The 14,441-nt window shown below is 40.4% G+C and carries 11 protein-coding genes, 1 tRNA gene and 1 riboswitch; of the genes, 3 read left to right on the plus strand and 9 right to left on the minus strand.

Going from position 1 to position 14,441, the window contains the following annotated elements; genetic code table 11:
- Positions 1 to 1,267: 1,267 nt before the first annotated feature.
- From rlmH to UR08_RS08905, 9 genes are all read right to left on the minus strand, one after another.
- Positions 1,268 to 1,747, minus strand: coding sequence for a 23S rRNA (pseudouridine(1915)-N(3))-methyltransferase RlmH (rlmH, locus tag UR08_RS08865; RefSeq protein ID WP_115753296.1), 480 nt, complete (start codon positions 1,745 to 1,747; stop codon positions 1,268 to 1,270).
- A gap of 710 nt (positions 1,748 to 2,457) precedes the next feature.
- Positions 2,458 to 4,017, minus strand: a complete 1,560-nt coding sequence (locus UR08_RS08870) for a S1C family serine protease (protein WP_115753297.1) — start codon at positions 4,015 to 4,017, stop codon at positions 2,458 to 2,460.
- A 138-nt stretch (positions 4,018 to 4,155) separates the two neighbouring features.
- Positions 4,156 to 4,986 (minus strand): MBL fold metallo-hydrolase, encoded by an 831-nt coding sequence (locus UR08_RS08875; protein ID WP_115753298.1) that lies wholly within the window; start codon positions 4,984 to 4,986, stop codon positions 4,156 to 4,158.
- A 147-nt stretch (positions 4,987 to 5,133) separates the two neighbouring features.
- Positions 5,134 to 5,934, minus strand: coding sequence for a two-component system regulatory protein YycI (locus UR08_RS08880; RefSeq protein WP_115753299.1), 801 nt, complete (start codon positions 5,932 to 5,934; stop codon positions 5,134 to 5,136).
- Between the two features lie 2 nt (positions 5,935 to 5,936).
- On the minus strand, positions 5,937 to 7,247 hold the full coding sequence (locus UR08_RS08885) for a YycH family regulatory protein (protein ID WP_115753300.1): 1,311 nt from the start codon (positions 7,245 to 7,247) through the stop codon (positions 5,937 to 5,939).
- Positions 7,244 to 9,076, minus strand: coding sequence for a cell wall metabolism sensor histidine kinase WalK (gene walK / locus UR08_RS08890; protein ID WP_115753301.1), 1,833 nt, complete (start codon positions 9,074 to 9,076; stop codon positions 7,244 to 7,246). Before walK ends, UR08_RS08885 begins: the two co-directional genes overlap by 4 nt.
- A gap of 229 nt (positions 9,077 to 9,305) precedes the next feature.
- Positions 9,306 to 10,019 (minus strand): response regulator YycF, encoded by a 714-nt coding sequence (gene yycF / locus UR08_RS08895; protein WP_115753302.1) that lies wholly within the window; start codon positions 10,017 to 10,019, stop codon positions 9,306 to 9,308.
- Between the two features lie 217 nt (positions 10,020 to 10,236).
- Positions 10,237 to 10,309, minus strand: a tRNA-Asp gene (locus UR08_RS08900).
- 54 nt (positions 10,310 to 10,363) lie between these two features.
- On the minus strand, positions 10,364 to 11,560 hold the full coding sequence (locus UR08_RS08905) for a pyridoxal phosphate-dependent aminotransferase (protein ID WP_115753303.1): 1,197 nt from the start codon (positions 11,558 to 11,560) through the stop codon (positions 10,364 to 10,366).
- A 145-nt stretch (positions 11,561 to 11,705) separates the two neighbouring features.
- Positions 11,706 to 11,819, plus strand: a riboswitch (SAM riboswitch).
- Between the two features lie 88 nt (positions 11,820 to 11,907).
- On the opposite strand from UR08_RS08905, the gene UR08_RS08910 reads away from it, so the two are divergent.
- The 3 genes from UR08_RS08910 to UR08_RS08920 are packed head-to-tail and all read left to right on the plus strand — an operon-like array spanning position 11,908 to position 14,419.
- A complete protein-coding gene (locus tag UR08_RS08910) occupies positions 11,908 to 12,732 on the plus strand; it encodes a MetQ/NlpA family ABC transporter substrate-binding protein (RefSeq protein WP_115753304.1) in 825 nt (274 codons plus the stop codon).
- An 11-nt stretch (positions 12,733 to 12,743) separates the two neighbouring features.
- Positions 12,744 to 13,757 carry a methionine ABC transporter ATP-binding protein gene (locus tag UR08_RS08915; protein WP_115753305.1) on the plus strand — a complete coding sequence of 338 codons (1,014 nt, stop codon included), beginning with the start codon at positions 12,744 to 12,746 and terminating at the stop codon, positions 13,755 to 13,757.
- A complete protein-coding gene (locus tag UR08_RS08920; protein ID WP_115753306.1) occupies positions 13,757 to 14,419 on the plus strand; it encodes a methionine ABC transporter permease in 663 nt (220 codons plus the stop codon). Before UR08_RS08915 ends, UR08_RS08920 begins: the two co-directional genes overlap by 1 nt.
- The last annotated feature ends 22 nt before the right edge of the window (positions 14,420 to 14,441 follow it).

The raw sequence follows: 14,441 nt of genomic DNA on the forward strand, positions 1-14,441 counted from the left end.
CCTACCATAGTTTGAGGAGTACCATTGTTCCAAATCTGAGCCTGTGTAATTGTTTTCAAAATTTTCCCGCTATTATTATCCAATCACTAGTAATCCTGTAGAACGTGCTCTCTTTCTAGTCCAAAAAAGAAATCAAAGCCTATTAATTCTGGACTTTAGTTTCTTTTTGTAGAAAAAATTTTATGAACGAGAAGCTAAATAGCAAATTGTTCAATTTTATTCTGCAGTATCCTTTCCAGCTACACTGCAAACTGGGATTTGTAGGGAGGTGAGCGTTGATACTTCGGTTACAAATGATACAAAATATTTTAACATATCTTGCTGATCTAAACGCGGAATAAAACAAATTTTATACACTTTTTGAGGGGATGAAAAAATGGGGTTTCTACAAGGCTTTATCGCTTAGGTTGGTCTAGCAGTTGCTGATATTAGACAAATTCTAATCGCATTTATCAACTTTTTGCTATAGTTTTCAGATGGATTACGCTAGTATAAAATAATTTTAATTATATGTGGAAAATATGCAAAAATATAGACCTGAAAATAGTCAGTTAAATCTGATAAATACCCAGGTCTTTGCTTTTATTTCCTTCGTTCACTACCGGATATCAAGGTGGGAAATCAATTAATGAATAGCTTTTGTAAGTCTAACAAAGTTTCTATAAAAAACTTAGACTTCCTCACATTTTACTCAATCTACTGATAAAAGGAAAAGAGAAAATATTTTTTGATTAATACTCTTATCCAAGTAATGATACGACGCCCACACACCTAATTTTCCACAGTTCAATTTATTGCTCAAGCCTGTGATTATACGGCGGAAGCTTGTCGCTTAGCATATAAGGCAAATTAGAGAAGAAGATATTCATAAGAAAAAAAGATAACACTATTTTATTATATTAAAAATGACATCAATTTTTGTCCATGTAAACATACTTAATTCTCTTAAGACTGTCCCTTATGGAGTTAGTAATGCTTATAATATAATCCACAAGCAGTTTTTCTAAGAGAGCGGATATATAATCATTTTCAAGGTCCTCATGATTATAAGTATTTTGCAAAGTTACTCAAAGATAGCATGTCATAAAAAACTCACCTATAATTTAATAATAGGTTAATTTTATTAAAAGCAGTTTAAATATTACTTATCTAGAATGAGCTTATTAAGGAGATCCATTCACCGTGCACGACTTTTATATCCTATAGTACACTAGTCAAATGAACCAATTGCAAACTAGATTAATTTTCAACTTTTTTATACCTTCATTCACTTATGATAAGGCTCCCCGCGCATAATCCGAAACGCGCGGTACACTTGCTCGAGCAGCACGAGGCGCATCAACTGATGGGGCAGCGTCATCCGTCCGAACGAGATTTTTTCGTCTGCGCGCGCTAAAACTGCATCGCTTAGGCCAAGAGAGCCTCCGATCACGAAAGCGATTTTGCTTTTTCCGTAAGTCATCAGCCCGTCGATTCCTGCCGCAAATTGCTCGCTCGACTTTTCTTTTCCGTCAATCGCAAGCGCCACCACGTGCGTGTCCGCCGAAATTTTCCCGAGAATCCGCTCGCCCTCGCGCTCCTTCACCTGCACCATCTCCGCCTCGCTCAAAACCTCAGGAGCCTTTTCATCAGGAACTTCTTCCACGATAACCTTCGCGTACGAGCCAAGGCGCTTTAGGTATTCTGCGGTCCCTTGGACTAAATACTTTTCCTTTAATTTTCCTACACAAATGATTTGAATTCGCATCTTTACACTCCCAAAATTCCTGTTTCCCTTATCATACACTAATTTGCCATAAAAATGGATACCATAACCCATAAATTCGTATCAAAAATAGCTTTTCAGGGTAAAAATACCTAAATTGCCAAATAAATGAGTACACTTTCGTTTTCCACATCCATTTGCTACTTACCCACAGTAGTTATCCACAAAAATTATACACATATCCACAACCCCATCCATATTTAGTGCAAGAAAATTTGTTCTCCCCCATATCTATTTCCATCCAAATTCTTTATCCACAACTTATCCACAAGTAAATCCAGCACTTCCACAGCTTCTTTAAATCCCTTCATAAAGCCATTTTTGACTTACTTTTATTTTTTTCTCAAAGTCCAATCCTAATAAAATTGTGGATAAAAGCTACTTTTCAACTAGACCATTCACAATAGGGATGAAGGACCTATTAAATCCTGTGATTCTGCCTTAAAAGTCCATGATCCCTCGTATTATTCACTATATTTTTCAGTATTTTCACTTTCTCACAGCTTACGCACATCTTATCCACAAATTCCATCCACATATCCACAACCACGATCTATATTTTGTGCCCGAATATGTGTTCCCAGCAAGATAAGCGCCCATCCATTTTCACTATCCACAATTTATCCACAAGTCGATTCCCTTTTTCCACACAAAAAAGCAGCCTCTCTTTTCGAGGGGCTGCTTTCCCATTTTTATTGTTGAACAGTTTTCGCTTCTTCAAGCGTTAACGAAGTCGATTTCGCTTTTCCATCCCGGTAATACTTGATTTTCACCGTATCGCCGATTTTCAGATTCGAATTGTAAAGGACTTTCCGCAATTCAACCGTATTCGTAATCTTTTGACCGTTAATATCCACAATTACATCATATTGTTTAAGTCCTGCTTTCGATGCAGCAGAATTAGAAGTGACTTGTTGTACCATTGCCCCGTAATTGATGTTGCTTGGCAATTTAAGCACACTGGATTGTTGTTGTTCCGGAATCGTATCCACATCACGAAGCGTAACGCCAAGTGCTGGTCTCTGTACTTCTCCTTTTTCTTCCAGTTGCGTAATGATCGGTTCCACAGAATTACTTGGAAGTGCAAAACCAATCCCTTCCACATTTTCCGTTGAAATCTTCATCGAGTTAATGCCAATGACTTGTCCTTCGAGATTGATGAGCGCTCCCCCACTGTTTCCTGGGTTAATTGCTGCATCGGTTTGAATAACTTCAGCTTCCCAATCTTCTTGTCCATCACCATTGATATCAACAGGCACTGCTCGGTTTAATCCCGAAACGATTCCTTGCGTAACAGAACCAGAAAACTCTGTTCCAAGCGGGCTACCAATCGCAATGACTGTTTCGCCAACCGTTAAGGCATCAGAATCGCCAAACTTCGCAACACTTGTCACATTTTTATCCGAAATTTCAAGAACAGCAAGGTCATTCCATTCATCTGTTCCAATCAATTTAGCCGTTGATTTTTTACCATTTGAAAAAGTTACTTCCAGTTTGTCCGCGCCGTCAACCACGTGATTGTTTGTCACGACATATGCTTTACCATTAGCTTTCTTGTAAATCACACCGGAACCAGACGAAGCCTCTTTCTCAGAAGAGGAATCCGAACCATTTGACTTTCCATTGCTACCGCCGCTTCCAAAGCCGCCAAGACCACTTTCAAGCGAGTTAGACGAAGCTTGATAATTCAAGACACTAACCACCGCATCTTGAACCTTGCTAACAGCTTTTGTAATGTCCGTTGAATTTTTATAAGAAACTTTTTCAACCGTGTTACTTTTCGTTGAGCTCGTATTTCCCAATGAACCCGACGAAGAGTTGGAGTCATCATGATTCAAGCCCGATACCGCGAAGAAAATAATGACCGCGCCAACAATAACACCTAAAAGCCCAGTTAAAAAATAGCCTAAAAGTACTTTACCGCGTGGCTTTTTAGGTGGCTCGTTACCGTCGCCGCTTCCTCCGCCCGAACGTGTCGGTGGGATTGGGGGAATAGGAGGAGTTCCACTTTCACCGCTTGAATGAGCCTCGTTTGCGCTGCTTCGCTCAGCATTTTGATAAGAGGCGCTCGCTGTTTCAGGTGCCGCTTGACGATTTTGTTCAGCCTCCGCGGAGCGCTCCGCTTCAGGAAAGACAAATTCAGACCGACTTTCCTGGTTAGGTGTCGCTTCCTCTTTCGGCGAATTTCCATTTACAGGTTCTTGCGGGTGGTTCGTATTTTCAAATTCTCTTTTCTCTTCTTCCAAAGCAATTCATTCCTTCCTGCACAGATTCAACTCTTGATAATTCTATCCTACATGACAAATATGAAAAATTCATGAAATTAATTTTAAAAAATAACATGAAAATCCTTTTATTTAAAAAAGAGGCGACCAGAAGTCGCCACTTTTTTAAATTGTGAAAAGATCTGTTGGTTGTTCCGGATCTGTATCAAATAAATCCAGAGATTCGCCAACAATAATACCTTCTTGCTTCAGCGTTTGGGAAACACTCATCCGCGCAAGGTCTTTCATGTTATTATCTTTACTTAAATGGCCCAAATAAATTCGTTTCGTCCGGTCACCAATCACTTCACTCATTGCAATCCCAGCATCTTCATTCGAAACGTGACCTTCGTCTCCGAGAATTCGGCGCTTGACGTTCCAAGGATAGCGCCCCATCCGGAGCATTTCCACATCGTGATTACTTTCAAATAAGTACGCATCAGCATTCGCAATGTGACCTTTCATTCGGTCACTCACATAACCCGTATCCGTAATCATGACAAACTTCTTATTCCCATTATGGAATATGTAAAACATCGGCTCGACAGCATCATGAGAAACGCCGAATGATTCCACTTGTAAGCTGCCAAAATCTTTGACTGTTTCCATTCCAAATTCAAATTTTTGCTCTAATGCCACTTCGCCAATCATACCGTTCATCGCATTCCAAGTTTTCTGATTCGCATAAATCGGCAATTTATATTTCCGCGCCAAAACGCCAAGACCTTTAATATGATCCGAATGTTCATGCGTAATCAAAATCGCATCCAGATCCTCAATCGATCGCCCAATCTGACTAAACAAGCCTTCCATTTTTTTCCCGCTTAAACCACAGTCAATCAGAATCTTCTGATCTGCAGTTTCAACCAGAGTTGCATTCCCTGTACTGCCGCTCGCAAGTATACTAAACCGAATTTGCTCGGTTTCTTTTTCTGTTAAAATTTGGCTTTTCATCATGTTTCTTTTACCCCCCGAGCACATTTCCTATCTGTTTCCTATTTTAACCTTAATAAAGCAAAAAGAAAACCAAAATTAATTGTACTTCTAAGAAAAACCGCCTTCTAAGCCTAGAAAAGCGGTTTTTCGAAAAGTCTTGTTCTATTTTTACTGTTGTTGTCTAGTTTCATCTAGATTAATGACCTGCTCGTCTTTCGCGTTGACAAGAAAATAACTCGTCACGCCCTTGTGCTCTACTTCAAAACACCAAACAGGGAAGTATACGTCCCCACTTGAAAGTTGAACAGTCGTGTAATAGCCAAATACGACTTGCGTGATTTCGCTATCTGTTTTTAAATCACCATGCTGGTAAACAGCTTCCAGTGCATCCATTGACGAAAGCAAATTTTTCTTTTCTTGCAAATCATCTTGTTTCCCAAGAACGGTTTGTCGGTAAGCGACGACTTCATTATCATTATTTAACTTGAAAACGAGTTGTCCGGCTGTATCGAACAATACCATGTCACTTTTGATCACTTGGTTATAAATCAATTCTTGCTTCTCTTCATCGTATTTCCAGAACTGATAGGAACTGCCTTTATAAACATCTTCCTTCAGAAACTTCTTAAACTCTTCACTTTCCTTTTTACCATCCGTTTTTACAGGATTTTGTAGCGTCGAAATAATTTCTGTAGAATTATTCGCAAGCGTAATTGTTTGATTTTTTAAATCTGAAACGTCTTTTTCATTGATTGTCACTTTATCAGCTGTGAAAACCTCACCATAAACTTCCTTTGAAGAAAGCTCTGGATAGCTAATATTATCTGTTTTCAAGTGATCTTGTAGCGTATCGTTTCCGAGTTTATCTGGATCATTTGTTGCTTGCTTATTCAAAAACATCACGCCAAGAAAAATATCAAGCAACAGGAAAGCAACGATAAAAATGATTTCTGTTTTTCTCCAATCCATTTTTAGTCACTCTCCTTCATGTCAGCCTCAAGCCATTTCCCGTGATATTTATAAATCCATGTTGGTTTCAGCTCGACAATTCGCTTCAAGCCCTTATCCTCAGACCAGTTTATTTTGTAGCCAAGCGTTATCATTTGTAATCCATCCATATCGATATTCTCATCCCGCAATTTTTTAAAAACATCATAAGAAGATGGGAGTGACACATTTGTACTTTCACGCGGAATCATATAGTCAAGCTTGAACAACGGACGACTATATTTATACACCGCTTCTTGGCCTTCCGTTACTGCTATCTCTGACATCCCGTTATCACTTAGCACTTGAAGATTATCAACAAACATGCTGAATTTCGTACTGCCGTTTGCCAAGTTATAACCAGTAAAATAATATTCATCTGTCCAGCCCGAATGCTCATTTACAAAATTAAAACTATCTTGAATCATGTTTGCCCGCCGCGCTTCACTTTGCGTAGCCGGATTTGCATTTTCTTGCGCTGGATTAATGTATTCAAGCACCTTGTTATTTGTATCTAGCACAATCTTGCTAGAACCATCTGTATACGAGTTATCCTCATTCTTAACAGAGCTCGCATCTGGGAATAACGCTTTTGTAAACAAACTAATATCCATCGTATCAATGATATACTTCTTGCTCTTTAGCGTTGTTGCTTTTTTTGAAAGAAACAAGGCATGATTACTTGTGCTAACTTCTTCCACTTTGGCGAGATCATCTTGTTCATTAGCACCGTCCACCAAATTTCGCACGATCGTAATATCTTTCTGAGGGAGTGAACTTTGATAAATCGTATCTTCACGGTCATTTGTAAAGTACACCGTATAAAGTCCAGCTTCTGTTGTATTCGTATCAAAAACAATACGATTAAACGAAGCAGTTTCTAAATCCTTTCCAGTAAGATCATAAATCTGCGAGAAAATCGAAAAAGGAATGTTATTTGGATAAACCAGTTCAACTGTCCCATTTTGATGGATTAACCGGTCATATTCCTGACTGCTTTTTTTACCAGAAGAAACAATTTCAGAAAATGTAAATGCTCGACCTTGAGTGGCCAAGTGATTTACAAATTCCGCCGTATTCGTTTGATAATGCAAACCGCCTTGGTTAATTTGAGCAAGAATCGGTTTAAAGACCTGAGAAGCTGTTTTTTGCTTATCAATAGCCGTGTTTTTTACTTCCTTCACATCAATCGACTCATAATTAGGCTGTGCTTTCCAAATTAAATAGCTTAAGACGACACTTAAAACAACTAAAATCGTTAAAAGCAAGCCTCTTACATAAGAAAATTTTCTCATTCCCAATCATCCTCCGGAAGCTCGCTATATGGCAGGGTAAATTTCACAGTGGTCCCTTTGCCGCGATTGCTTTCTGCCCAAATTTCGCCACCATGTGCCCGAATCACTTCTCGTGCAATCGCAAGACCAAGCCCTGTTCCTCCCATTTCTCTTGAGCGCGCTTTATCTACACGGAAAAAGCGGTCAAATACTTTATCCAAGTCTTCTTTTGGAATTCCAAGTCCTTCATCACTAATCGCGACTTCAATATGATCAGTAAATTTTTTCAAGAAAAAGGAAATTTGTCCACCATCTGGTGAATACTTGTTGGCATTTGAAATAATATTATCGAGCACTTGCATAATTTTATCTTCATCAAGTTCAATAATAACAGGTTCTTTCGAAATAAATCGTTTAAATCTAATCGAGTCTTTTTTCATCATTTCAAAACGGTCAATAATATGGTTGAAGAAATCTGTGAAGTTTACGAAGCTTTTATCCATATGTTCCCGCTCACCGTCCATTCTTGAAAGTTTCAATAAATCATTAACGAGCCGAATCATTCGCTCCGTCTCATTTTGTGTCACTTCCAAAAATTTCGGTGCAAGTTCAGGATCTTGCCAAGCACCATCACTTAAAGCTTCTAAGTAACTGTGCATGCTCGTAAGCGGCGTTCTTAACTCGTGCGAGACATTCGATACAAAATCACGGCGTTCCTGATCGACTTTTTCTTGCTCGGTAATATCGTGTAAAACCGCAATAACTCCGTTCACAAAGCCCGTTTCCCGCTGAATGACAGAAAAATTCACACGTAAAATATACCGCTCCTCAACCGTGCTCCGGTCCAGTGTGATCGTCGCTTCTTGTCCCATCAAATCTTCAAATTGATAGCTATCTCCAATATCGAGAACATCAATGATCGCTTCACCATTGGCACTTTCGTGAGGCATACGTAACATTTTTTCTGCCGGCGAATTGATCAGAATAACTTTCCCGCGACGATCCGTCGCAATAACACCATCCGTCATATAAGAAAGCACAGAAGATAGTTTTCTTCGCTCCCCTTCTGTCATCGCTTGTGCTTCCTGAACTTTTCTCGTAAGCGAGTTAAAGCTTTCCGCAAGCTGACCAATTTCATCTAGCCCATAAACCTTTACTTTACGACTATAGTTCCCACGCGCCATCGCATAAGCTTGACGTTTCATATCAATTAATGGCTTAGTGATCGTTCGCGATAGTAAAATGCCAAGCACCGCCGTAATTGCCATCGCAATCAACGTCCCAGTTACAAAAATGCTTGTAATCGAGTTGACTTGCGTATAAACAGACTCAATATCTGCGACAAGGTAAATAACCCCGATCACATTGTCTTTATTTTTAATCGGCAAGACATTGACCCAAACGCGTTTATTTCCGTCTGACTCATCCATATAAATTTTATCTTCCGCAGAACTGAGCGAAAGAGATCGCTTAATCAGTGGCGTCGTTGATTTTTGACCAACGATCCCTTGATTATCCATGTCCGAAGTTCCAAGAATTTTCCCCTTGTCATCAACGATTCGAACTTCGTCTAAACTACCATTATTTCGCGCAAAATCTACCAGCAATTCACGAATATCCGTTTGCAGTTGTGCACTATTATCGCTATTCTTCAAAATCTCTTCGCGAACATTATAATCTAGCAGTTTTGTACTGCTTTTGATCGAATCTTGGAAGTTTTTTTCGAGCTGCCCTTCAAGTTCGCGAACGAAGTATGCACCGATAACCTGCATGGCTACAAGGATAAGCAAGAGATAAATCATCACCAGACGGAACTGAACCGACTGGAAAAACTTTTTTATTTTTTGCATAAAAGCTTCTACTCCTGTTCGGGATGAAATCAAAATTTCACATGTATTTTCAAGCACCTAAAACCCGCTAAATCATTATTTTTCTAACTAAGTATAGCATACTTTTTCAAACGAAAGAAACCAGCAAAAAAACGGGCAAGAAAGCCTGTTCCACACGTCTCTAAAACGCACAAAAAGGAAGACTGCTTTAATCAGTCCTCCCTTCGATTTCCTACATTTGAAGCGTCCATTATTCCTGTTCTGGATTGCGCAAATAGTAGCCTACGCCACGTCTTGTCACAAGCCAAGCTGGGTGGCTCGGGTTATCCTCAATTTTCTCACGCAAACGCCGCACAGTGACATCAACTGTCCGCACGTCTCCAAAATAATCATAACCCCATACAGTTTGTAGTAAATGTTCACGCGTCATAACTTGCCCCATATGTTTTGCCAAATAATGTAACAATTCGAATTCACGATGCGTCAACTCAATTGTTTCACCACGTTTCGATGCCACATATGCATCCGGATGGATCACAAGTGAGCCAATTTCAAGCTCGCTATTTTCATTTTCCTCTGCCGCTTGTGAACTAGTCTGGCTATGGCGACGTAAGTTCGCTTTGACTCGTGCAATCAGTTCCCGATTACTAAATGGTTTCGTCACATAATCATCAGCACCTAGTTCAAGTCCGAGCACCTTGTCAATCTCGGAATCCTTTGCTGTTACCATGATGATTGGCATATCATACTTTTTACGCACCTCACGGCAAACTTCAATACCATCTCTACCAGGTAACATAATATCTAATAAAATCAAATCCGGCTGTACCTCTTCGACAAGCTCGAGCGCTTCATCACCATCGTAAGCACAGTAAACATCGAATCCTTCTTTATTTAAATTAAATTTAACAATATCTGCAATTGGTTTCTCATCATCTACAACTAATACTTTTTTCTCTGACATGTTACACAGTCCTCCCAAAATGGATTTCATATAGTGTGTCTTATCAAACAGTGTTCCTCAACTTATCTTCATTTCAGTCAAGGCTCTAAAACTTTTTTAGAATCACCTGTAATCATTATAACACAAGCCACAAATTTTCTGAATTATTACAGTGCAAATGAAATGAAATGCTACAAAAAGAGGACGTCAATCCAGTGGATTGACGTCCTCTTTTTTACGGTTCCGACGGGATTTGAACCCGCGATCTCCTGCGTGACAGGCAGGCATGTTAACCCCTACACCACGGAACCTTTCAGCACCTTAAAACAGGCACCTACTAATTAAACCACATTTCCGAAATCGCGTCAATAACTTTTTATGAAATTTTCTTCTGCTTTTTGAAAAACTGCTAGTTGCCCAATTCGATCCACCGCTTCTTCAAGCCGAGCTTCACTTACAAGTAAACCGATTCGCACATAACCTTCGCCAAATGTCCCGAAGCCACTTCCATCCGCCACTGCAACCCCAGCCGCATCAAGCAAGTATTGAGCAAAACTGCTGCTCGTATAACCTGCTGGAACTTTCATCCAAGCGAAAAAGGAACCCGCTGGCGCTGAGCCTTGCCATCCAATTTTCGCAGCTGCACTGAGAAAGGCATCTCGGCGTTTCCGGTAGCGCTCATTTTGGTCTTGCACCGCTTCTTGGGAATCTAAAAGTGCCGCGCAAGCTGCCTCTTGAATGGCTGGGAACAAACTCACGTAAAGGCGGTCTTGAAGCAAATTAATTGCTTCAATCATTTCTCGGTTTCCCGCCGCAAAACCGACGCGCCATCCGGCCATATTATACGTTTTCGAAAGTGTATAAAGTTCAATTCCGACGTCTTTTGCTCCTTCATTCGCTAGAAAACTGATCGGCTTCTCCTCTTCGAATCCAATCGCTCCATATGCAAAATCGTGCACGATACCGATTTCATTTTCCCTTGCAAACTGAATCGTTTCCGCAAAAAATTCCTTCGTTGCCGTGCTCCCTGTTGGGTTGTTGGGATAATTTAAAAACATTAACTTCGCTTGTTCCCGCGTTTCCGCCGTAATTTCATGATAATCCGGTAAAAACTGGTTTGCTTCGCGAAGCGGCATCGTCTCAAACCGTGCATCTGCAAGCGAAATGCCCGATAAATAATCTGGGTAGCCCGGATCTGGCAGAAGCATCAAATCGCCTTCATCCAAAAAGCAAAGCGGCAGTTCAACAAGACCCGCCTTCGAGCCAAATAAAATCGCAATTTCCATTTCTGGATCAAGCCTCACCCCATATTCTCTTTGGTAAAAATTCGCAGCCGCTCGCTTGAATTCTGGCTTACCGCGAAACAGCGAATACTTGTGATTTTGCGGGTCTTCCGCAGCACGAGCAAGTGCCTTTACAATGTGGTCTGGCGTAGGTTGATCAGGATTCCCTTGCCCCAAATTGATAACATCAACACCCTCCCGAATTTTTTGATTCACATCTTGTACGAGTTTGGAAAAAAATTGTTCTGGTAAATTTTGAAGTCGTTTTGCTTGTTTCATGTTCATCCCCACTTTCAGTTTGATAAACATGATAAAGTTTTCTACTAATTTTGTCTAGTCTGGTTATAAAAAATTTTAAAAACCATTGACAAAGTATTTTAATCTTGGTATATTGTTCAGCAACAGGTTTCATTAAAACTGAATTCTCTTATCAAGAGCGGCTGAGGGACTGGCCCTGCGACGCCCGGCAACCTAACTTTTTTAAAGTGAAGGTGCTAATTCCAGCAAACTGACATGACGTTAGTTTGAGAGATAAGAGAAGCGAATCCACTTTTGTATTCACTTCTCTAATCTTTTAGAGAAGTCTTTTTTATGGCCTAAAATACCCATTTAGGAGGAAAATGACAATGAAAAAGTGGAAAAAAAGAAGTTTAGCAGGAATTTTAACAGGAGTTGCCTTATTCTCACTCGCAGCTTGTGGAGGTGACAAAAAAGACGAGGCGCTAGCAACAGATGAAATTACAATTGGCGTGACAGGCGGGCCGCATCAGCAAATTGCTGAAGAAGCTAAAAAGTTAGCCAAAAAAGATAATTTACATATCACAATTAAAACGTTTGATGATTACAATACGCCGAACACAGCACTAAATGATGGCGACTTAGATGCCAATAATTATCAAACCATTCCGTTTTTAGAAACGCAGAAAAAAGACAAAGGCTACAAACTCTCCATTGCCTTTAAAACGGTTGCATTTCCGATGGGGATTTATTCCGAGGGGCTAAAATCGGTAAAAGAACTCAAAAAAGGCGATAAAATTGCTGTTCCGAATGATCCTTCAAACGAATATCGGGCGCTCAAGTTATTTGAAGATGCTGGTGTCTTGAAGCTCAAAAAAGGTGTGGAAGAAAAAGCAACGAAAAATGATTTAGCAGAAAATCCGCTTGATCTTGAAATTGTTGAACTCGAAGCTTCGCAGATTCCTGCCCAGTTAAAAGAAGTAAAAGCGGCAGCGATCAACACGAACTTCGCGATGGGCGCAGGCCTCACAATCAACGACGACTCGATTTACCATGAACCAACGAAAAACAATCCTTATCCGAATGTTTTCGTTGTTAGATCAAGCAATAAAGAAGATGAAATCGTGAAGAAACTGAAAAAGATCTACCAATCTGAGGACATGAAGCAATTTATTGAAAAAGAATTCAGCGGTTCTGTTGTACCAGCGTTTTAGGAGGGGTTTGAATGATTGAACTAACGAATGTATCGAAGAATTTCAAGCTCGGAGAAACGACGGTCGAAGCGGTTAAAGAGGTTTCTCTCCGCGTCGAAAAAGGAGAAATTTATGGCGTTGTTGGGTACAGCGGTGCGGGAAAAAGTACGCTTGTCCGCTGTATCAACTTCCTTGAGAAACCGACATCGGGAACCGTAAAAATTGCTGGGCAAGACTTGGCAAGTTTAAATGCCAAAGAACTTCGAGAAGCAAGACGCAAGATTGGGATGATTTTTCAAGGCTACAATCTTTTAAAAACGGCGACAGTTCATGAAAATGTCGCCTTGCCGCTCAAACTTGAAGGTTTAGAAAAGCAATTGATTCAGGAACGTGTCGAAAAATACTTAAGTATCGTTGGGTTAACGGACAAAAAGGAACATTATCCTGCTCAGCTTTCCGGTGGACAAAAACAGCGTGTCGCGATCGCTCGAGCGCTCGCACACGAACCTGAGATTCTTTTAAGCGATGAAGCAACCAGCGCACTCGATCCTGAAACGACAGACTCGATTTTAAAACTGTTACTCGAGATTAACCAAACGCTAGGAATCACCATTTTTCTAATCACTCATGAACTTGAAGTAATCGAGCGGATTTGTGACCGAGTTGCGGTGATGGAGCAAGGAAAAATTGTTGAAGCAGGTTCCGTACTCGACATTTTCACAAATCCTAGAGAAGAAACAACGAAACGATTTGTCGGCTCAGAAGCAAGCTTCGAGATTCCACCCGAGTTGCTTGAACATTATAAACAAACGGGCAAGTTAGTTTCTCTATATTTTGTCGGGCAAAGTACAGATGAACCTGCTCTTGCTCTTGTATCTCGTCATTTTGATGTATTACCAAGCATTCTTGCAGGCGGCATCGAAAACTTAAAAAACGATACCCTTGGAAAACTGCTTGTTCATTTAAAAGGAGAAGAAGAAGCATATAATAGCGCCATTCAATTTTTAATTGAAAAAGGCATTACTGTCCGGGAGGTGGCATCCTAATGAGCAACTTTTTTTCTGAATGGGGCGAGACCCTTTGGACTGGCTTTCTTGAAACGCTTGAAATGACTGCGATTACGCTTGTGATAGCGATTGTGATTGGACTTCCACTTGCCATTCTGCTCATCCTGACGCGCTCAGGCGGACAAGCGGAAAACAAAGTCGTTTATACGCTACTCAATTGGGTCATTAACATCTTGCGTTCCCTGCCGTTTATTATTCTGCTTTTTTTGATTCTGCCATTTACAAAACTCGTCGTTGGCACTACAATTGGCGTTAAGGGTGTTATTTTGCCACTGGTATTTTTCACGGCGCCTTATATCGCGCGATTAATGGAGTCCGCTTTGCTTGAAGTGGATCGCGGCGTCATCGAAGCTTACCAGGCGATGGGGATTTCAACCACAAAAATCATTTGGAACGTCATCATTCGTGAAGCTCGATCAGGAATTATCCTTGGTTTAACGATTGCGACGATCGGTTTAATTGGCGCGACCGCGATGGCAGGACTTGTTGGAGCTGGCGGACTTGGAACGATTGCCTATCAATACGGGTTCCAGCGTTTCGAACCAACCGTGATGTACGCAACGATTGTGATTTTGATTATTATGGTGCAACTCCTGCAATCACTTGGCAATGTGTTAGCACGACGCTTAAAAAAAGATTAGCTTACAAACTGGGGGAATTTAT

It is taken from the genome of Listeria kieliensis, from assembly GCF_003369925.1.
Lineage (GTDB): Bacteria > Bacillota > Bacilli > Lactobacillales > Listeriaceae > Listeria > Listeria kieliensis_A.